This window comes from Klenkia marina, assembly GCF_900101025.1.
GTDB lineage: Bacteria > Actinomycetota > Actinomycetes > Mycobacteriales > Geodermatophilaceae > Klenkia > Klenkia marina.
This window is the reverse complement of record NZ_FMUH01000001.1, coordinates 532,601-551,699: the sequence shown is the minus strand read 5'-3', so window position 1 is coordinate 551,699 and position 19,099 is coordinate 532,601. Positions and strand designations below refer to the sequence as shown.

The 19,099-nt window shown below is 74.4% G+C and carries 18 protein-coding genes; 14 read left to right on the top strand and 4 right to left on the bottom strand.

Translation table 11 applies throughout. From position 1 onward, the window contains the following. The first annotated feature begins 18 nt into the window (after nucleotides 1-18). From BLP29_RS02820 to BLP29_RS02810, 3 genes are all read left to right on the top strand, one after another. The gene (locus BLP29_RS02820; RefSeq protein ID WP_092799560.1) at nucleotides 19-726 is read left to right on the top strand and encodes an ABC transporter permease; all 708 of its coding nucleotides are present in this window, start codon (nucleotides 19-21) and stop codon (nucleotides 724-726) included. Beyond that, a complete protein-coding gene (locus BLP29_RS02815; protein WP_092799558.1) occupies nucleotides 723-1,421 on the top strand; it encodes an ABC transporter permease in 699 nt (232 codons plus the stop codon). The genes BLP29_RS02820 and BLP29_RS02815 overlap by 4 nt, the downstream gene beginning before the upstream one ends. Nucleotides 1,422-1,543: 122 nt before the next feature. Next, nucleotides 1,544-2,554 carry a glycine betaine ABC transporter substrate-binding protein gene (locus tag BLP29_RS02810; RefSeq protein ID WP_092799556.1) on the top strand — a complete coding sequence of 337 codons (1,011 nt, stop codon included), beginning with the start codon at nucleotides 1,544-1,546 and terminating at the stop codon, nucleotides 2,552-2,554. Nucleotides 2,555-2,634: 80 nt separating this feature from the next. Here the strand turns inward: BLP29_RS02810 and BLP29_RS02805 are convergent, their stop codons facing one another. After that, entirely contained in the window at nucleotides 2,635-3,240 is a 606-nt protein-coding gene (locus BLP29_RS02805) for a DUF1684 domain-containing protein (protein WP_092799554.1), read from the bottom strand. Between the two features lie 71 nt (nucleotides 3,241-3,311). On the opposite strand from BLP29_RS02805, the gene BLP29_RS02800 reads away from it, so the two are divergent. After that, on the top strand, nucleotides 3,312-4,607 hold the full coding sequence (locus BLP29_RS02800; protein ID WP_133378977.1) for a DUF6779 domain-containing protein: 1,296 nt from the start codon (nucleotides 3,312-3,314) through the stop codon (nucleotides 4,605-4,607). A 15-nt stretch (nucleotides 4,608-4,622) separates the two neighbouring features. On the opposite strand, the gene BLP29_RS02795 is transcribed toward BLP29_RS02800, so the two are convergent. Next, a complete protein-coding gene (locus BLP29_RS02795) occupies nucleotides 4,623-5,423 on the bottom strand; it encodes an SDR family oxidoreductase (RefSeq protein WP_092799550.1) in 801 nt (266 codons plus the stop codon). 241 nt (nucleotides 5,424-5,664) lie between these two features. Between BLP29_RS02795 and BLP29_RS02790 the strand changes: the two genes are divergently transcribed. The 9 genes from BLP29_RS02790 to BLP29_RS02750 all read left to right on the top strand — a co-directional run bounded on the left by BLP29_RS02790 (nucleotide 5,665) and on the right by BLP29_RS02750 (nucleotide 16,156). Continuing rightward, nucleotides 5,665-6,600 (top strand): Rossmann-like and DUF2520 domain-containing protein, encoded by a 936-nt coding sequence (locus BLP29_RS02790; protein ID WP_092799548.1) that lies wholly within the window; start codon nucleotides 5,665-5,667, stop codon nucleotides 6,598-6,600. Then, nucleotides 6,597-7,436, top strand: a complete 840-nt coding sequence (gene panC, locus BLP29_RS02785) for a pantoate--beta-alanine ligase (protein WP_092799546.1) — start codon at nucleotides 6,597-6,599, stop codon at nucleotides 7,434-7,436. Before BLP29_RS02790 ends, panC begins: the two co-directional genes overlap by 4 nt. After that, nucleotides 7,433-7,858, top strand: coding sequence for an aspartate 1-decarboxylase (gene panD, locus BLP29_RS02780; RefSeq protein ID WP_092799544.1), 426 nt, complete (start codon nucleotides 7,433-7,435; stop codon nucleotides 7,856-7,858). The genes panC and panD overlap by 4 nt, the downstream gene beginning before the upstream one ends. After that, a complete protein-coding gene (locus BLP29_RS02775; RefSeq protein WP_243469643.1) occupies nucleotides 7,855-9,540 on the top strand; it encodes an L-aspartate oxidase in 1,686 nt (561 codons plus the stop codon). The genes panD and BLP29_RS02775 overlap by 4 nt, the downstream gene beginning before the upstream one ends. Further along, on the top strand, nucleotides 9,537-10,451 hold the full coding sequence (nadC, locus tag BLP29_RS02770; protein WP_207798271.1) for a carboxylating nicotinate-nucleotide diphosphorylase: 915 nt from the start codon (nucleotides 9,537-9,539) through the stop codon (nucleotides 10,449-10,451). Before BLP29_RS02775 ends, nadC begins: the two co-directional genes overlap by 4 nt. Nucleotide 10,452: 1 nt before the next feature. After that, nucleotides 10,453-11,241, top strand: a complete 789-nt coding sequence (locus BLP29_RS02765; protein ID WP_092799542.1) for a type III pantothenate kinase — start codon at nucleotides 10,453-10,455, stop codon at nucleotides 11,239-11,241. Nucleotides 11,242-11,274: 33 nt separating this feature from the next. Beyond that, the gene (gene lysS, locus BLP29_RS02760) at nucleotides 11,275-12,780 is read left to right on the top strand and encodes a lysine--tRNA ligase (RefSeq protein ID WP_092799540.1); all 1,506 of its coding nucleotides are present in this window, start codon (nucleotides 11,275-11,277) and stop codon (nucleotides 12,778-12,780) included. A gap of 146 nt (nucleotides 12,781-12,926) precedes the next feature. After that, nucleotides 12,927-13,283, top strand: coding sequence for a histone-like nucleoid-structuring protein Lsr2 (locus tag BLP29_RS02755; RefSeq protein ID WP_092799538.1), 357 nt, complete (start codon nucleotides 12,927-12,929; stop codon nucleotides 13,281-13,283). Between the two features lie 338 nt (nucleotides 13,284-13,621). Next, entirely contained in the window at nucleotides 13,622-16,156 is a 2,535-nt protein-coding gene (locus BLP29_RS02750) for an ATP-dependent Clp protease ATP-binding subunit (RefSeq protein WP_092799536.1), read from the top strand. A gap of 72 nt (nucleotides 16,157-16,228) precedes the next feature. Here BLP29_RS02750 and BLP29_RS02745 read toward each other — a convergent pair whose 3' ends face one another. Then, the gene (locus BLP29_RS02745; protein WP_092799534.1) at nucleotides 16,229-17,101 is read right to left on the bottom strand and encodes an HhH-GPD family protein; all 873 of its coding nucleotides are present in this window, start codon (nucleotides 17,099-17,101) and stop codon (nucleotides 16,229-16,231) included. A 108-nt stretch (nucleotides 17,102-17,209) separates the two neighbouring features. On the opposite strand from BLP29_RS02745, the gene BLP29_RS02740 reads away from it, so the two are divergent. Next, a complete protein-coding gene (locus tag BLP29_RS02740; RefSeq protein WP_092799532.1) occupies nucleotides 17,210-17,926 on the top strand; it encodes a DUF4232 domain-containing protein in 717 nt (238 codons plus the stop codon). Nucleotides 17,927-17,990: 64 nt separating this feature from the next. On the opposite strand, the gene disA is transcribed toward BLP29_RS02740, so the two are convergent. Continuing rightward, nucleotides 17,991-19,073, bottom strand: a complete 1,083-nt coding sequence (disA, locus tag BLP29_RS02735) for a DNA integrity scanning diadenylate cyclase DisA (RefSeq protein ID WP_092799530.1) — start codon at nucleotides 19,071-19,073, stop codon at nucleotides 17,991-17,993. Nucleotides 19,074-19,099: the final 26 nt, after the last annotated feature.

The window sequence follows — 19,099 nt, the reverse complement described above, 5'->3', positions numbered from 1 at the left end:
AGCGGGCGGCCGGTCGCGGTGAACGCGGCGCCCAACCCGTGGATCGACCCGTCGTACGTGGTCGACAACTGGGACACCATCCTGGCCTACACCGCCCAGCACGTCAGGTTGACGGTGCTCGCCGTCCTCATCGGGACGGTCATCGCCCTGCCGCTGGCGCTGCTCGCGCGGCGCAGCCGGTGGCTGTCCGGGCCGGTGCTGGGCCTGTCGACGCTGGTCTACACGATCCCGTCGCTGGCCATGTTCGCCTTCATCGCGCCCTTCACCGGCCTGTCCGAGACCACGGTGCTGGTCGGGCTGGTGCTGTACTCGCTGGTCGTGCTCGTGCGCAACTTCCTCGCCGGGCTGCAGTCGGTGCCCGCCGACGTCGTCGAGGCCGCCCGGGGCATGGGCTACGGCCGGGGCCGGCTGCTGGCCCGGGTCGAGCTGCCGCTGGCGCTGCCCTCGTTCGTCGCCGGCATCCGCATCGCCACGGTGTCCACGGTCGCCCTGGTCACCGTCGGCGTCATCGTCGGCCAGGGTGGGCTCGGCCAGCTGATCGTCGGCGGCTTCAACGCCAACTTCTACCGGGCACCCATCGTCACCGGCGCGGTCGGCTGCGTGGTGCTCGCCCTGCTCCTCGACGCGGTGATCGCCCTGCTGGGCCGGGTGGCCACCCCCTGGACCCGGATGCCGACCCGCCGCCGGGCCGGCCGGCGGGCCGCCACGGCCGGGAGCGCGGCATGAGCGCCCTCGGGGACGCCGTCCTGTTCCTCAACGACCCCTTCAACTGGACCCGACCGGGCAACGGCATCCTCGTGCTGCTGGTGCAGCACCTGCAGATCTCCGGGGCCGCGGTCGGGCTGGCGCTGCTGGTGGCCCTGCCGCTGGGCATCTGGCTCGGGCACACCGGGCGGGGCGGGGCGTTCACCGTGGCGCTGTCGAACGTCGGCCGGGCCGTGCCCACGCTGGCCCTGCTCACCGTCTTCGCGGTCACGCCCATCGGGTTCGGCCCCGAGGCCACCACGATCGCCCTCGCGCTGTTCGCCGTCCCGCCCGTGCTGACCAACACCTACGTCGGTTTCCGGCAGGTCGACCGCGACGTCGTGGAGGCGGCGCGGGCGATGGGCATGACCGGGCGGCAGGTGACCTTCCGCGCCGAGCTGCCGCTGGCCATGCCGCTGGTGATGACCGGGGTGCGCACCGCAGCGGTGCAGGTCGTGGCCACCGCCACCCTGGCCGCGCTGGTGGCCGGGGGCGGGCTGGGCCGAATCATCAACCTGGGTTTCGGCCAGCAGGACTACGGCCAGGTGGTCGCCGGCGCCATCGTGGTCGCCGTGCTCGCCGTCCTCACCGAGGCCGTGTTCGTGCTGCTGTCCTGGTTGCTCACGCCGGGCCCGCGCACGCTTCCCCGGCTGCGCCGGGCCCGCGCCACCGCATAACGAAGCGGCAACGCCCGCTGGCGGGCGAGCGCCACCCGGGGTTCCATTCCCGCTTGCGGGACACCTCCCGCCAGACACGCGTGGTCGCCTGCGGGCGGCCCGGGACACAGAAGGCGGGACCCATGCGGCTGCGCACCCCCCTGCTCACGACATTTGCGCTGGCCACGGTGCTGGCCACCGCGGCCTGCGGCGAGTCCGGCTCGTCCGGCACCGGCGGCTCGACGGCCGGCGGCGGCGAGGCCGCCTCCGGCGACGCCTGCGCCCCGGTCGCCGGCGACCAGCTCGTCGTCCTCGAGGACGACCAGGACCTGCAGAACGCCGACAACGTGGTGCCGGTGCTCAACACCGCGTTCGCCAGCGCCAACCCGGCTGCGGTGCAGGCCCTCGACGCCGTCTCGGCCGTGCTCACCACCGAGGACCTCATCGAGCTCAACAACCAGGTCGACGTCCAGCGCCAGGACGCCACCGAGGTGGCCCAGGCCTACGTCGACGACAACTCGATCGCCGGCGACGTCACCGGTGGCAGCGGGGCCGTCGTGGTCGGCGCGGGCAACTTCAGCGAGTCCACCATCCTGGCCAACGTCTACGCCGACGCACTCACCAACGCCGGCTTCCAGGCCACGGTGCAGACCACCGGCAACCGCGAGGTGTACCTCCCCGCCGTCGCGCAGGGCCAGTTGCAGGCCTTCCCCGAGTACCTGGCCACCTCGGCGAACTTCATCAGCGAGAACGTGCAGGGGTCCGGCACGCTCGTCGCCACGGGTGACGTCGACGAGACCCTGACCGCGGTCGAGCCGCTGGCCGCCCAGTTCGGCGTCACCTACGGCGAGGCCTCGGAGGCGCAGGACCAGAACGCCTTCGCCGTCACCACCGCCTTCGCCGATGCCCTGGGGGTCTCCACCCTGTCCGAGCTGGCCGACGCCTGCGGCGACGGCTCGCTGACCCTCGGCGGCCCGACCGAGTGCCCCGAGCGCCCGGCGTGCCAGCTGGGTCTGGAGGACACCTACGGCCTGCAGTTCGCCGGGTTCCAGGAGTACGACGCCGGTGGCCCGCTCACCAAGCAGGCGATCCTCAACGGTGACGTCTCCATCGGGCTGGTCTTCAGCTCCGACGGCTCCCTGGCCCAGCAGTAGCGGGCGGACCTGACTGCCCGACGGCAGCCGGGCCCGCGGACGACGGCCCCTCCCGACCTGGTCGGGAGGGGCCGTCGTCGTCAGTACCAGCCGCCGTCGGGCAGCTGCTCGCCCGCGGCGACGACGGTCTCGACCCGGTTGCCCTCCTGGGGCAGCGGGCACGACCAGCGCGGGTCGTACGTGCAGCTCGGGTGGTAGGCGAAGTTGAGGTCCACCACCAGGTGGCCACCGTCGGAGCCGAGGTCGGCGCCCTTCACCGTGTCGAGCAGGTAGCGACCGCCGCCGTAGGTGCCGCGGCCGGCCGACCCGTCGCGCATCGGCAGGAACACCCCGCCGCCGTAGCCGCCCAGCCACCAGACGTCGAGCCGGCCGACGTCGCCGAGGGTCACCCGCCCGATGCGGTCCAGGGCGACGACGCCGTCGTCGGCGGTGGGCAGCTCCAGCCGCTGCGGCGGGGCGTCGTCCAGCCGGGCGCGGAAGCGCAGGTCGGGGTCGTAGGGCGCGAACGGCAGCCCGGTGGACGACGCACGGGCGCCGTCGCCGAGTGGGGAGTCGGGGTGGCCGGCGAACAGCTCGTCGCGGCCGGCCCGCCAGGTGCGCCACCCGTCCTCCGGGTCCTCGGCGGAGCGAGCCGCGGCGTAGAGGGCGTGCACCCGACGGCGCCAGTCCAGCAGCGAGATGGTCACCGCCACCACCCTGCCAGCGACCCCGCAGGCCGGCGCGCCGGGCGGCCGTCATCGGCAGATATCCTCGCGACGTGACCGAAGTGCCTGGTGAGCTGCGCGACACGCCGCCCACCCGTAGCCGGCACGACGGCTCCCGCATCTCCCCGGTGGTGCGCATCACCGGTCTGGCGCTCGGGTTCGCGCTGGCCGTCGCCGCCACGCTGGCGGTGTTCCTGACCGAGAACGCCGTCCACCTCCGGCTGGCTGTCATCGCCGTCGCCTGGGCCTTCGTCATCGCGGCGTTCTCCGCCGGGCGTCGCCGCACCGACCAGGCCGTGGCCGAGGGCCGCGAGAACGAGCTGCGCCAGGCCTACGCGCTGGAGCTCGAGCGCGAGGTGGCCGCCCGCCGCGAGTACGAGCTCAAGCTGGAAAACCAGCTGCGCCGCGAGACCCAGGAGGCCATGCGCGCCGAGCTGGACAAGCTGCGCGCCGACCTGGCCTCGCTGGCCGGGCTGCGCGACCAGCTCAGCGGGCTGGGCGAGCTGCGCGCCGACATGGGCCGGCTGCGCGCCGAGCTGACCGAGCAGCTCTCCGGCGAGATGCTGGTCGAGCGCATCGTCATGCGCACCCAGTCCATCCGCATGCCCTCCGAGCGCACCGAGCTGGGCGCGGGCGTGCCGCTGGCCATCGACGGCACGCTGCAGGACTGGACGGACGCCCCTCCGACGCCGCCCGCCGAGCCCCTGCGCACCGAGGCGCTACGCACCGAGGCCCTGCGCACCGAGGCCCTGCGCACCGAGGCGCTGCGGGACGACCTCCCTCGCGACGAGGCCGCGCGCACCGCGCCTGCGCGGCCCTCGCCCGTCGCCGACCGCCCGGCCGTGCCCACCCCGGCCCACCGGGTCGAGGAACCGGCCGAGCGGCTCGACGAGCGCCCGACCGGGCGCCCGTCCCCGGTGCCGCCCGTCCCGACCGCGGAGCAGCCCGTCCCGACCGCGGAGCAGCCCGTCCCGACCGCGGAGCAGCCGCGGGTCGTCGTGCCGCAGGTCGCCGTCCCGCCGGTCGCCGTCCCGCCCGTCCCGCAGCCCGACCCCGCACCGCACGCCGAGCCGCAGGCGGGGCCCGGGGCCGCGCCGCACGCGCCGGTCACGGCGCTGTGGGGCACCCCGGCGGCCGACGAGCGGCCGCACCGGCGGCGCGCCCCCGAGGAGCCCCCGCCGCCCCCGGCCGAGCCGCTGCACGAGCCCGACGTCTACGAGACGGCCGGCCACCAGCGGCTGACCGAGATCCTCGCCGAGTCCGGCAGCACCGTCGGCGGCCGTCGCCGGCGCCGGTACCGCGAGGACGACGGGGAGGACGACGTCCTCGCCCGCGTCCTCGGCAGCTGACCGGCGGCCCTCCGGCTAGATGGGGCCCTGCGACAGCGCGCCGCCGTCGAGCACCATCGTCTGCCCGGTGACCCAGCCGGCGGCGTCGGAGAGCAGGTAGGCCGCGGCCTCGCCGATGTCCTCGGGCACGCCGAGACGGCCCACCGGGTACTGCTTGGAGACGGCGTCCTCGCGGCCCTCGAACAGCGCCTCGGCGAACTTGGTCTTGACCACGGCCGGGGCGACCGCGTTGACCCGGATGCGCTGCGGGCCGAGCTCCACGGCCAGCTGGGTGGTCAGGTTGACCAGCGCGGCCTTGCTCACGCCGTAGGCGCCGATGTTCTGGCTGGCCTTGATCCCGGCCACCGACGCCACGATGAGGATCGAGCCGCCGTGCTCGCCCAGCCAGGCCCGGTGCGCCTCCTGCACGAGCCCGAGGGTGCCCACCACGTTGGTGTCCAGGATCTTGCGGAAGGCGTCGAGCGGGGCCTCGGTCAGCGGACCGTAGACCGGGTTGATGCCCACGTTGCCGACCAGGTGGTCGAGGCTGCCGAAGGTGTCGACGGCGGTGCGCACGGCCTCGGCGCGGTGCTCGGGGTCGGCGGCGTTGCCGGGGACGGCGACGGCCAGCTCGGGACCGCCGAGGGACTCGACGGCCTCGGCGAGCGCGTCGGGCTTGCGCGCGGTGAGCACCACGCGGGCGCCGCGGTCGACCAGCGACCGGGCGATGGCCAGGCCTATGCCCCGGCTGCCGCCGGTGACGAGGGCCGTGCGGCCGGCGAAGGAGGTGGGGTCGGGGCGGGTGGACGGCGTCGCTGCCGTGGTCGCGTCGGTCACAGCCCGCACCGTAGCCACCGCCCCGGCGGGTGAGTGAGGCCACACCCGTCAGGCGTGGCCGAGGACGCATGCGGGTAGCAGACTCGCACCGGCACGGAGCCCGCGTGACACCCCAGGGGTCGCAGCGGGTCCCACCGTCAGCACGACCGCACGACCAGCACCACCCGGGTCTCGACGAGGAGCCCCGGTCGCCGCCGAGAGGTCCGGTACCCGCCAGGGACTGGAACGAGAGGTGCACCCCATGGAGCAGTTCCGTCGCCCCGCGCGCATCCCCGCCGGGCACGTGTCCCCCGACGCCCCCGCCCGACTCCGGGTCGGCGTGGTCGGGGCCGGTCGGGTCGGTGCCGTCCTGGGCGCCGCGCTCGCCGCCGCCGGCCACGAGGTGGTCGCCGCCGCCGGTCTGTCCGCAGCCTCCCGCGACCGCGCGCAGCGCCTGCTGCCCGGTGTCCCGCTGCTGCCCACCGACGAGGTCGTGGCCGCAGCCGACCTCGTCGTCCTCGCCGTACCCGACGACGCCCTGCCCGGCCTGGTCGCCGGCCTGGCCGAGACCGGCGGGTGGCGCCGCGGCCAGCTGGCCTTCCACACCTCCGGTGCGCACGGCCTGGCCGTGCTGGCGCCCGCCGCCGACGCCGGCGTGCTGGGCCTGGCACTGCACCCCGCGATGACGTTCTCCGGCGGCCCCGAGGACGTCGACCGCCTCGCCGGCAGCCCCTTCGGCGTGACCAGCCGGCCCGAGCACCGTGCGGTCGCCGAGACGGTCGTGCTGGAGATGGGCGGCGAGCCGTTCTGGGTCGCCGAGGGCGACCGCGTGCTCTACCACGCCGCCCTGGTCACCGGTGCGAACCACCTGGTCACGCTGGTGGCCGAGGCGGCCGACCTGCTGCGCGCCGCCGGGGTCGACGAGCCCGCCCGCGTGCTGCGCCCGCTGCTCACCGCCGCGCTGGACAACGGGCTGCGCCGCGGGGACGCCGGCCTCACCGGCCCGGTCAGCCGCGGCGACGTCGGCACGGTGGCCGGGCACGTGGCCGCGCTGGCCGACCGGGCCCCCGACGCCGTCGCCGGGTACGTCGCGATGGCCCGCCGCACCACCGAGCGCGCCCGCGCCGCCGGCCGCCTCAAGGCCCACGAGGCCCAGCCGCTCACCGACCTCCTCGACGACGTCCAGGTGCCCCGGTGACCGCGGTCGCCGAGTCCGTCGCCGAGCTGCGCACCCTGGTCGCCGCGCTGCCGGGCCCGGTCGTGCTCGTGCCCACGATGGGCGCCCTGCACGAGGGGCACCGCACCCTGGTGCGGCACGCCCGCACGCGGGGCGGCAGCGTCGTCGTCTCGGTGTTCGTCAACCCGACCCAGTTCGGCCCCGGCGAGGACTTCGACCGCTACCCGCGCACCTGGGACGCCGACCTCGCGGCCCTCGCCGAGGAGGGCGCCGACGTGGTGCTCCACCCCGGCGTCGACGAGGTCTACCCGGCCGGGGCGCTCGGCGTGACGGTCCACCCTGGTCCGCTGGGCGACGTCCTGGAGGGCGCCGTGCGCCCCGGGCACTTCGCCGGGGTGCTCACCGTGGTCGCGAAGCTGTTCGGCCTGGTGCGCCCCGACGTCGCGGTGTTCGGCGAGAAGGACTACCAGCAGCTCACCCTCATCCGCGCGATGACCCGCGAGCTGGCCCTGGGCGTCGAGGTCGTCGGCGTCCCGACGGTCCGCGAGGACGACGGCATGGCGCTGTCCTCCCGCAACCGCTACCTCGAACCGGCCCAGCGCTCGGCCGCCGCGGCGATCTCCGCCGCGCTGCGCGCCGGTGCCGCCGCCGGACCGCAGGGTCCCGGCGCCGTCCTCGCGGCGGCCCGGCAGGTGCTCGACGCCGAGCCGTCCCTGGCGCCGGACTACCTGGCCCTCACCGACCCCGACCTGGGCCCGGCACCCGACACCGGCCCCGCCCGCCTGCTGGTCGCCGCCCGCGCCGGCAGCACCCGACTGATCGACAACACCCCCGTCGAGCTGGGAGACCCCCGATGATGCGCACGATGCTCAAGTCCAAGATCCACCGGGCGACGGTCACCCAGGCCGACCTGCACTACGTCGGGTCGGTGACCATCGACGAGGACCTCCTCGACGCCGCCGACCTGCTGCCCGGGGAGCAGGTGGCCATCGTCGACGTCACCAACGGCGCGCGGCTGGAGACCTACGTGATCCCCGGCGAGCGCGGCTCGGGCGTCATCGGCATCAACGGGGCCGCGGCGCACCTGGTGCACCCCGGCGACCTGGTCATCCTGATCAGCTACGGCGTCATGGACGAGACCGAGGCGAAGTCCTACCTGCCGAGGGTCGTGCACGTGGACGCCGACAACCGCGTGGTCGAGCTGGGTGCCGACCCCGCGAGCCCGCCGCCGGGAGTGGCCGGCAACCACCTGGTGCGGGGGGATACGGTCCGCGCGTGACGCTGGCCGGCCCGCTGCTGGGACCCCCTCTGCAGACCACCCTGCCGCTGCGGCTGGCCGCACCGGTCCCGGGGTGGGAGCTGACCGCCGACGTGTGCGTCGTCGGGTCGGGGGTGGCGGGCCTGTGCGTCGCGCTGCACGCCCGCGCGGCGGGGCTGTCGGTCGCCGTCGTCACCAAGGTCGAGGTGGACGACGGCTCCACCCGCTGGGCGCAGGGCGGCATCGCCGCGGTGCTGGCCGACACCGACACCCCGGACGCGCACGCCGCCGACACCGAGACCGCCGGTGTCGGGCTGTGCGAGCCGGCCGCGGTGCACGCGCTGGTCACCGAGGGCCCCGACCGGCTGCGTGAGCTCATGGCCTGGGGTGCTGCCTTCGACCGCGGGGCCGACGGCCGGCTGCTGCTCACCCGCGAGGGCGGGCACCACGCCGACCGCATCGTGCACGCCGGGGGCGACGCCACGGGCGCCGAGGTGCAGCGGGCGCTGCACGCCGCGGTGACCGCCGACCCCGGCATCACCCTGGTCGAGCACGCGATGGTGCTCGACCTGCTCACCGACGCCGCGGGCCGGGCCGCGGGGGTCACCCTGCACGTGCTGGGGGAGGGCACGTCGGACGGCGTGGGTGCGGTGCGCGCCCGGGCCGTGGTGCTGGCCACCGGCGGCATGGGGCAGGTCTACGCAGCCACCACCAACCCCTCGGTCTCCACCGGTGACGGCGTCGCGCTCGGTCTGCGGGCCGGTGCGGTGGCCACCGACCTGGAGTTCGTGCAGTTCCACCCCACCGCGCTCTACCTCGGGCCGGACTCGCGGGGGCAGCAGCCGCTGGTGTCCGAGGCGCTGCGCGGCGAGGGCGCGCTGCTGCGCGACGCCGCGGGCGAGCGGTTCATGGTCGGGGTGCACCCGCTGGCCGAGCTGGCCCCGCGCGACGTCGTCGCCAAGGCCATCACCCGGGTGCAGCTGCGCGACGGCACCGACCACGTGTTCCTCGACGCCCGGCACGTCGAGGGCCTCGCCGAGCGGTTCCCGACCATCGTGGCCCGCTGCCGCGAGGCCGGCGTCGACCCGGTCACCGACCTGGTGCCGGTCACCCCGGCGGCGCACTACGCCTCGGGCGGGCTGGTGACCGACCTGGCCGGGCGCACCACCGTGCCCGGGCTCTACGCGTGCGGCGAGGTCGCCTGCACCGGCGTGCACGGCGCCAACCGGTTGGCCTCGAACTCCCTGCTCGAGGGCCTGGTGTTCGCCGGCCGCATCGGCGCCTCGCTGGCCGCCGAGCTGCCCGCGCCCGGCCCGGTGCCCCCGCCGGCCGCGCACCTCGACGGCCTGCTCGACCCGGCGGCGCGCGGCCGGCTCACCGCCACGATGTCCGCCCGCGTGGGCGCGCTGCGCAGCGGGGCGGGGTTGGTCGTCGCGGCCGGCGAGCTGGCCGCCGTCGCCGGGCTGCTGGGCACCGCCGAGCCGGGGGTGGCCGGCTGGGAGGCCACCGACCTGCTCACGGTCGCCACCGCGCTCACCGCCGCCGCCGGCGCCCGCGAGGAGACCCGCGGCTGCCACTGGCGCGAGGACCACCCCGAGGCCGACGACGCCTGGCGGGTGCACCTCGACGTCCGGCTGCTGCCCAACGGCTCGCTGCAGCTGACCCCCCGCCCCGTCGGCACGCCACCCGAGGTGCACTGGTGACTGCTCCCCGCGACCCCCGTGACCTGACCGGCACCGGCCTCGACGAGGCCTGGGTGACCGACCTGGTCGAGCGCACCCTGGCCGAGGACCTCACCGGCGGCGCGCCGCTGCCGCACGCCCCCGACCAGGCCGTCGCCCACGACGTCACCAGTGCCGCCACCGTCCCGGCCACCCAGCGCGGCACCGCCGACCTGGTCGCCCGGGCCGACGGCGTCGTGGCCGGGCTGCCGGTCGCCGCACGTGTGTTCACCCGGCTCTCGCCCTCGGCCACGCTGGTCGCCGGCGCGGCAGACGGCGACCGGGTGCGCCGCGGCGACGTCCTGCTGACCGTCTCGGGCCACGTGCGGGCGCTGCTGGCCGCCGAGCGCTCGGCGCTCAACATCGCCAGCCGCGCCTCGGGCATCGCCACCGCGACCCGCGCCTGGGTCGACGCGGTCGCCGGCACCGGCGCCGTCGTGCTCGACACCCGCAAGACCACCCCGCTGCTGCGCCCGCTGGAGAAGTACGCCGTGCGCTGCGGGGGCGGCTCCAACAAGCGGATGGGCCTGTACGACGTCGCCATGGTCAAGGACAACCACGTCGCCGCCGCGGGCTCGGTGGCCGCCGCCGTCGCCGCGGTCCGCGAGCGGGCGCCCCGGGTGACGGTGCAGGTCGAGGCGGACACCGTGGCCCAGGCCGTCGAGGCGGTCGAGGCCGGTGCGGACTTCCTGCTGCTGGACAACATGCCCCCCGACGTCCTGCGTGCGGCCGTCGCCGCGGTGGGCGGCCGGGCCGAGACCGAGGCCACCGGCGGACTCACCCTGGCCGTGGCCCGCGAGGTGGCCTCCACCGGCGTCGACTACCTGTCGGTCGGGGCCCTGACGCACAGCTCGCCGATCCTGGACCTCGCGCTGGACCTGCGGACGGCCTGACGTGCTCCTGACCGTGGACGTCGGCAACAGCCACACCGTGCTGGCCACCTTCGACGGCGACCGGGTGGCCGGGTGCTGGCGGGTGCGTACCCAGCCGCGGGCCACCGTCGACGAGGTCCACCTGTTGTGGCGCGGGCTGCTGCGCGACGCCGAGGTGACCGGGGTGGCCGCCTGCTCGACGGTGCCCCAGCTGCTGCCCGTGCTGCGCCAGCTGCTCGACCGCCTCGACGTGCCGGTCACCCTCATCGGCCCCGGCGTGCGCACCGGGGTGCCGCTGCACGTGGACAACCCGCGCGAGGTCGGCGCCGACCGCGTGGTCACCGCGCTGGCCGCCCACGAGCTGTACGGCAGGCGCCCCGACGGCACCGGCCGGCCGGTCGTCGTCGTCGACTTCGGCACCTCCACCACCGTGGACGCCGTCGGCCCGGCGGGCCAGTTCCTCGGCGGTGCCCTGGCCCCGGGCGTCGAGGTCTCCCTGGACGCGCTGGCCGCCCGGGCGGCCCAGCTGCGCTCGGTCGAGCTGACCGTGCCGGCCAAGGCCATCGGCAAGAACACGGTCGCGGCCCTGCAGTCGGGCGTGGTGCTGGGCTTCGCCGGGTTGGTCGACGGCCTGGTCGACCGCATCGCCGCCGAGCTCATGGCCTCGTTCGGGGTGGGTCCGGTCGTGGTGGCCACCGGTGGGCTGCACCCGCTGGTCGTGGACAGCTGCCGGTCGGTCGGCGAGCGCGACCCCGACCTCACGGTGCAGGGCCTGCGCCTGGCGCACGAGCGGCACCAGGCGGCGCGCTGACACGGACCCGGCAGGCCTCCGTAGGCTTGCCGGGTGACCGACGGCCCGCACGAACCGACCGACGACGAGCTCCCCGAGCAGCTGCGGGTCCGCCGCGGCAAGCTCGACCGGCTGCGCGAGGCCGGTGTCGACCCCTACCCGGTGTCGGTGCCGCGCACCACCTCGTTGGCCGCCGTGCGCGAGGCGCACCCCGACCTCGACGCCGACGTGCTGACGGGGGAGACCGTCGGGGTCACCGGCCGGGTCATCTTCAGCCGCAACACCGGCAAGCTGTGCTTCGCCACGCTGCGCGAGGGCGGCACCGAGCTGCAGGTCATGCTCTCCCGCGACCGGGTGGGCGAGGACGCGCTGGCCGCCTGGAAGGCCGACGTCGACCTCGGCGACCACGTGCTGGTCACCGGCGAGGTGGGCACGTCGCGCCGCGGTGAGCTGTCGGTCTTCGCCGACTCGTGGCAGCTGGCGGCCAAGGCGCTGCGCCCGCTGCCGGTGGCGCACAAGCCGATGAGCGAGGAGTTGCGCGTCCGCCGCCGCTACGTCGACCTCATCGTGCGCGACGAGGCCCGCCGCACCGTGCACCAGCGCGCCGCGGTCAACGCCGCGGTGCGGTCCGGGCTCACCACCCGCGGCTACCTCGAGGTCGAGACCCCGATGCTCCAGGTCGTGCACGGCGGCGCCACGGCGCGGCCATTCCGCACGCACATGAATGCGTTCGACCTCGACCTGTTCCTGCGCATCGCGCCCGAGCTGTTCCTCAAGCGCTGCATCGTCGGTGGGCTGGACCGCGTGTTCGAGATCAACCGCAACTTCCGCAACGAGGGTGCCGATTCCTCGCACTCGCCCGAGTTCGCGATGCTCGAGTTCTACGAGGCCCACGCGGACTACCAGGACATGGCGCGCACCACCCGGGAACTGGTGCAGGAGTCGTGCGCGGCGCTGTTCGGCGACCACGTCGCCCGCCACCACGACGGCACCGAGGTCGACCTCTCGGGGGAGTGGCCGCAGGTGTCGCTGTACGAGGTCACCTCGCAGGCGCTGGGCGAGGAGATCACCCCGGCCACCACGGTCGAGCAGCTGCGCGCGCACGCCGAGCGCGTCGAGCTGGGCGTGGACCCGGCCTGGGGCCACGGCAAGCTGGTCGAGGAGCTGTTCGAGGCGCTCGTGCAGCACTCGCTGCAGGACCCGACGTTCGTGCTGGACTACCCGACCGACACCTCCCCGCTGACCCGGGCGCACCGCAGCGTCGAGGGCGTCGCCGAGAAGTGGGACCTCTACATCGGCGGCATCGAGCGGGGCACCGGCTACTCCGAGCTGGTCGACCCCACCGTGCAGCGCGAGCGGTTCACCCAGCAGGCCCTGCTGGCCGCGGCCGGCGACCCCGAGGCGATGGTGCTCGACGAGGACTTCCTCGAGGCGCTCGAGTACGGCATGCCGCCCACCGGTGGCGTGGGAATGGGCATGGACCGCCTGATGATGACGCTCACCGGTCTCGGCATCCGCGAGACGATCCTCTTCCCTCTGGTGCGACCGATCAATTCCTGAACAATTCGGTATCGGTCACCCGTGCGAGCAGTTCTGCTCGCAGAATCGTCATTCGACGACGCGGTGTGGTGCAATTGCTCCGGTCGCCGCAATTCGGCGGCAGAATGCACGTGGTCCCACGGGGGCCGACGACCGCAGGAGAAGAAATGGCACGCAAGGTCCAGGTCATCCTGAGCGACGACTTCGACGACGACGTCCCCGCCGACGAGACGGTGACGTTCGCCCTCGACGGCACGACGTACGAGATCGACCTCTCGGACAAGAACGCCAGCGAGATGCGCGAGGTGTTCGCCAAGTACGTCGGCGCCGCCCGCAAGGTGGCCGGGCGCGGGCGCGCCTCCGGCGGTGGTCGCAGCAAGGCCACCGGCGGTTCCGGTGCCGGGCGCATGGACCGCGAGCAGGCCGGTGCGATCCGCGACTGGGCCCGCAAGAACGGCCACGAGGTCAGCGACCGCGGCCGCATCCCGGCCAGCGTCGTCGAGGCCTACGAATCGGCCCACTGAAGAAGGATCCCTCGCCCCCGGACCACGCTCCGCGCGGCCCGGGACCCTGCGAGGGGGCCGTTCCACCCGGTTCCGACGACGACCCGGCCCCTGGGGGGCCGGGTCGTCGTCCGCTGTCGGCGTAACGGCGGCGGAACACCGGCCCCGGTACGCAGGTTGAGCAGGGTGGACGACACCACCCCCCCGGGTGTGGACGACGCTCCGGCGTCCGTCGTCCGCGACTACAGTGGAACGACCGGTGCCCCGTCATCGGTGGGAGACACCGACGACGTCGGTCAGCACGACCCCGCGAGGGGAGCAGCACCGTACGTCCGAGCCGGTCAGAGGGGAAGCAGCAGATGTTCGAACGGTTCACCGACCGAGCCCGACGGGTCGTCGTCCTGGCGCAAGAAGAGGCCCGGATGCTCAACCACAACTACATCGGCACCGAGCACATCCTCCTGGGTCTGATCCACGAGGGTGAGGGTGTCGCGGCCAAGGCGCTGGAGTCCCTGGGCATCTCGCTCGAGGGCGTCCGCCAGCAGGTCGAGGAGATCATCGGCCAGGGCCAGCAGGCGCCCTCCGGCCACATCCCCTTCACCCCCCGGGCCAAGAAGGTCCTGGAGCTGTCGCTGCGCGAGGCGCTGCAGCTCGGCCACAACTACATCGGCACCGAGCACATCCTGCTCGGCCTCATCCGCGAGGGCGAGGGCGTCGCCGCCCAGGTCCTGGTGAAGCTGGGTGCCGACCTCAACCGCGTCCGCCAGCAGGTCATCCAGCTGCTGAGCGGCTACCAGGGCAAGGAGCCGGCCGCGGCCGGCGGGCCCGCCGAGGGCACGCCGTCGACCTCGCTGGTCCTCGACCAGTTCGGCCGCAACCTCACCCAGGCCGCGCGCGACTCCAAGCTCGACCCGGTCATCGGGCGGGCCAAGGAGATCGAGCGGGTCATGCAGGTCCTCTCCCGCCGCACCAAGAACAACCCGGTGCTGATCGGCGAGCCCGGTGTCGGCAAGACCGCCGCCGTCGAGGGCCTGGCCCAGGCCATCGTCAAGGGCGAGGTGCCCGAGACGCTGAAGGACAAGCAGCTCTACACCCTCGACCTCGGCGCCCTGGTGGCCGGTTCCCGCTACCGCGGTGACTTCGAGGAGCGGCTGAAGAAGGTCCTCAAGGAGATCCGCACCCGCGGCGACATCATCCTGTTCATCGACGAGATCCACACCCTCGTCGGTGCCGGTGCCGCCGAGGGTGCGATCGACGCCGCCAGCATCCTCAAGCCGATGCTGGCCCGCGGTGAGCTGCAGACCATCGGTGCCACCACGCTCGACGAGTACCGCAAGCACCTGGAGAAGGACGCCGCGCTCGAGCGCCGCTTCCAGCCCATCCAGGTCGCCGAGCCGACGCTGGCGCACACCATCGAGATCCTCAAGGGTCTGCGCGACCGCTACGAGGCGCACCACCGGATCAGCATCACCGACAGCGCGCTCGTGGCTGCCGCGACGCTGGCCGACCGGTACATCTCCGACCGGTTCCTGCCCGACAAGGCCATCGACCTCATCGACGAGGCCGGCGCACGCATGCGCATCAAGCGCATGACCGCCCCGCCGGACCTGCGCGAGTTCGACGACCGCATCTCCGCCGTGCGGCGCGAGAAGGAGTCGGCGATCGACGCCCAGGACTTCGAGAAGGCGGCGAACCTCCGCGACAAGGAGAAGCAGCTGCTGGGCGAGAAGGCCGAGCGCGAGAAGCAGTGGAAGGCCGGCGACATGGACGTCGTCGCCGAGGTCGACGACGAGCAGATCGCCGAGGTCCTGGCGAACTGGACGGGCATCCCGGTCTTCAAGCTGACCGAGGAGGAGACCACCCGTCTGCTCAAGATGGAGGACGAGCTCCACAAGCGGATCATCGGCCAGGAAGAGGCCATCAAGAGCGTCAGCCAGGCCATCCGGCGCACCCGTGCCGGGCTGAAGGACCCCCGCCGTCCCGGTGGGTCGTTCATCTTCGCCGGCCCCTCGGGCGTCGGGAAGACCGAGCTGGCCAAGACCCTGGCGAACTTCCTGTTCGGCGACGACGACGCGCTCATCCAGATCGACATGAGCGAGTACCACGACAAGTTCACCGTGTCGCGGCTCGTCGGTGCCCCTCCCGGCTACGTCGGCTACGACGAGGGTGGACAGCTGACCGAGAAGGTGCGGCGCAAGCCGTTCTCGGTGGTCCTCTTCGACGAGATCGAGAAGGCCCACGCCGACGTCTTCAACACGCTGCTGCAGGTGCTCGAGGACGGTCGTCTGACCGACGGCCAGGGCCGGATCGTGGACTTCAAGAACACGATCCTGATCCTGACCACCAACCTCGGCACCCGGGACATCTCCAAGGCCGTGGGTCTGGGCTTCCAGGTCGGCAACGACGACCAGAGCAACTACGACCGGATGAAGCTCAAGGTCAACGAGGAGCTCAAGCAGCACTTCCGGCCGGAGTTCCTCAACCGCATCGACGACATCGTCGTGTTCCACCAGCTCGCCGAGGCCGAGATCGTCCAGATCGTCGACCTGATGCTCACCCGCGTGGAGAGCCAGCTGGCGAACAAGGACATGGCGATCGAGGTCACCCCGGCGGCCAAGAAGCTGCTCGGGTCCCGCGGGTTCGACCCCGTGCTCGGTGCGCGGCCGCTGCGCCGCACCATCCAGCGCGAGATCGAGGACACGCTGTCGGAGAAGATCCTCTTCGGCGAGCTGGCCCCCGGCCAGATCATCGTGGTGGACGTGGAGGAGAACGACGACCCGACGAAGTCGACGTTCACCTTCCGCGGCGAGACCAAGCCGATCGACGTCCCCGACACCCCGCCGGTGGCCCTCTCGGGCGCCGACGACGAGGACGGCCAGGCCGAGTCCCACTAGCAGCACCGACGGAGGCCGTCACCCGCACCGCGGGTGGCGGCCTCCGCCGTGTCCGGGGCCGTTGCGGTCCGGTCAGCCGGGGAGGGCGAAGCGGCCGTCGTCGGTCTGCACGACCAGGCCGTCGACCAGCAGCGAGTCCAGGCACCGGCCCCGCTGCACCGGGTCCTCCCACACCGCGTCCAGCTCGGGCTGCTCGACCGGGCCGGTGGCCGCACGCAGCACGTCGAGCAGTCGTCCACGCACCTGCCGGTCGGTGCCGGCGAACTTCTGCACCTTCCTCGGGGGGCCGTCGTGCGGCGGGGACCCGGCCAGCCGCCACGCGCACGTCGTGCGCGCCGGGCACACGCCGCAGCGCGGGGTGCCGGCCACGCACACCAGCGCCCCCAACTCCATGACCGCCACCGAGAAGCGCACCGCTCGGTCGTGGTCGACGGGCGCCAGGGCCGCGACGTCGTCGAGGTCGGCGGCGCGGGCGGGCAACGCCTCGGCGCGGCCGTGCACCAGGCGGGCCACCACCCGCCGGACGTTGGTGTCCACGACCGGCTGGCGCTGGCCGTACCCGAAGCAGGCGACGGCCCGGGCGGTGTAGGTCCCGATGCCCGGCAGCGACTCCAGGGTGGCGACGTCGGAGGGCACGACGTCGTCGTGCTCGGCCGCGATCATCGCGGCGGCGGCCTGCAGGCGCAGCGCCCGGCGCGGGTAGCCGAGCTTGCCCCACGCACGGATGACCTCACCGGCCGGCTCGGCGGCCAGGGCCGCCGGGGTGGGCCAGCGGGCCAGCCACTGCCGCCAGACCGGCTCGACCCGGGCCACGGGCGTCTGCTGCAGCATGACCTCGCTGACCAGCACCGCCCAGGCGTCGACGCCGGGCTGGCGCCAGGGCAGGTCGCGGGCGGCGGTGGCGTACCAGTCGACGACGAGGTCGCCGGGCGCAGCATCGGTCACGGGTCACCAGTCTCCCAGGTGCGCCCGTCCGGGCCCGGGGGAGTGCGGTGCCCGGGCACCGGCGTGCCTTCCCGCAGGTGACCGGCCCACGACGCTAGCGTCCACGCCGTGCTGCACCCGGTCGGTGACCTCCCCGCCGGCGTCTACTGGCGTCGGCGTGCCCTCGTGCTGGGCATCGCCGCCTCGGTGCTGGGCGGCGGCGGGTGGCTGGTCGGTACGGCGGGCTCGTCGGCGGAGGCCGGCACCCGGGTGGCCTCCAGCAGCACCGAGGTGCAGCCCTCGCTTGCGGCCCCGGCGCTCGAGCAGGTGGTGCCCTCGCTGGCGGCCGTGCAGACGCCGTCGGTGACCGAGCCGTCCGCGGAGCCGGCACCCGCGTCCTCGCCCGAGCAGGCGCCGCCCGCCGTGGAGGCCCCCGCGGCGGCGCCGGACCCCGGACAGCCGTGCACCGACGACATGGTCTCCGTCGACGTCGCGCCCGCCGGGGGCCAGGCCGCGGTGGGTGACAAGCCCACCTTCACGCTGGTGGTCACCAACGTCTCCGGGGTGCCCTGCACCCGGACGACCGATGCCGGCCTGCGGGAGATCGTGCTGCTCGACGCGGCCGGCGCCCGCGTCTGGGGCAGCAACGACTGCTTCCCGGAGGTCAGCTCGGAGTCGCGCACGCTGGCACCGGGCGAGGCCGCGAGCTTCCCGCTGCAGTGGGGCGGTCGCACCAGCGAGCCGACCTGCACCGCCCCGCGGACCGCCCCGCCGGCCGGCAGCTACGCCCTGCAGGGCCGCCTGGGCACCAAGACCGGCCCGGCCACGCCGTTCACCCTGACGTAGGTCGGCGGCCCCGTCCCGCGGTCCCGCGGCGTGCGCACACGGTCGCGGGGGGCGGGTCCTCCTGCTAGCTGTACCGGTCGAGGATCGAGGTCTCGGCGAGCCGGGACAGGCCTTCACGGATGCCGCGGGCGCGGGCCTCGCCGACGCCGTCGACGCTCAGCAGGTCCTCGATGGTGGCGGCCAGCAGCTTCTGCAGCCCACCGAAGTGGGTGACCAGCCGGTCGATGATGCCGGCCGGCAGGCGGGGCACCCGGGCCAGCAGCCGGTAGCCGCGCGGGCTGACCGGGGAGTCGAGGGCGTCGGGCGAGGTGGGCAGCCCGTAGCAGCGGGCGACCGCGGAGAGGTCGAGCAGCTCGGTGGCGCTCAGCGCGCGCAGGTCGGTGAGCACCTCCTCCCCGGCGGGCGTGCGGCGGCCGTCGGCGGGCAGGTAGTCGCGCACGAGCAGCCCGCGGTCGTCCTCGACGCCGGCGAGCATCTCGTCGAGCTGGAGGGCCAGCAGCCGGCCGTCGGTGCCCAGCTCGACGACGAAGCCCTCGATCTCGTCGGCGATGCGGCGGACCATCTCCAGCCGCTGGCTGACGCTCATCGCGTCGCGGACGGTGACGAGGTCCTCGATCTCGAGCGCGGACAGCGTGCTGGCGACCTCGTCGAGGCGCAGCTTGTAGCGCTCGAGCGCGGCCAGGGCCTGGTTGGCCCGGGCCAGGATCGTGGTGGGGTGCTCGAGGGTGTAGCGGCGACCGGCGACGTAGACCGAGATGATGTGCATCGACTGGCTCACCGAGATGACCGGGAAACCGGTCTGCAGCGCCACCCGCTCGGCGGTGCGGTGCCGGGTGCCCGACTCCTCGGTGGGGATGGTCGGGTCGGGCATGAGGTGCACACCGGCCCGCACGATGCGGCTGCCGTCGGCCGACACGATGACCGCGCCGTCCATCTTGGCGAGTTCGCGCAGCCGGGTGGCCGACAGCGCGACGTCGAGGGCGAAGCCCCCGGTGCACTGGGACTCGACCACGCGGTCGTAGCCGAGCACGATCAGCGCCCCGGTGCGGCCGGCCAGGATCCGCTCCAGCCCGTCGCGGAGCGCGGTGCCGGGGGCGATGCGCCCCAGCAGCTCACGCAGTGCGACGTCGGGGTCCACGGACGGCACGGTCGCTCCTGGGGGTCTGGGGGTGG

What these genes read in the sequence shown, in the direction of transcription:
- BLP29_RS02815 (WP_092799558.1), top strand. Translation starts at nt 723, where the DNA reads ATGAGCGCCCTCGGGGACGCCGTCCTGTTCCTCAACGACCCCTTCAAC.
- BLP29_RS02810 (WP_092799556.1), top strand. Translation starts at nt 1,544, where the DNA reads ATGCGGCTGCGCACCCCCCTGCTCACGACATTTGCGCTGGCCACGGTG.
- BLP29_RS02790 (WP_092799548.1), top strand. Translation starts at nt 5,665, where the DNA reads ATGGAGCAGTTCCGTCGCCCCGCGCGCATCCCCGCCGGGCACGTGTCC.
- panD (WP_092799544.1), top strand. Translation starts at nt 7,433, where the DNA reads ATGATGCGCACGATGCTCAAGTCCAAGATCCACCGGGCGACGGTCACC.
- BLP29_RS02755 (WP_092799538.1), top strand. Translation starts at nt 12,927, where the DNA reads ATGGCACGCAAGGTCCAGGTCATCCTGAGCGACGACTTCGACGACGAC.
- BLP29_RS02750 (WP_092799536.1), top strand. Translation starts at nt 13,622, where the DNA reads ATGTTCGAACGGTTCACCGACCGAGCCCGACGGGTCGTCGTCCTGGCG.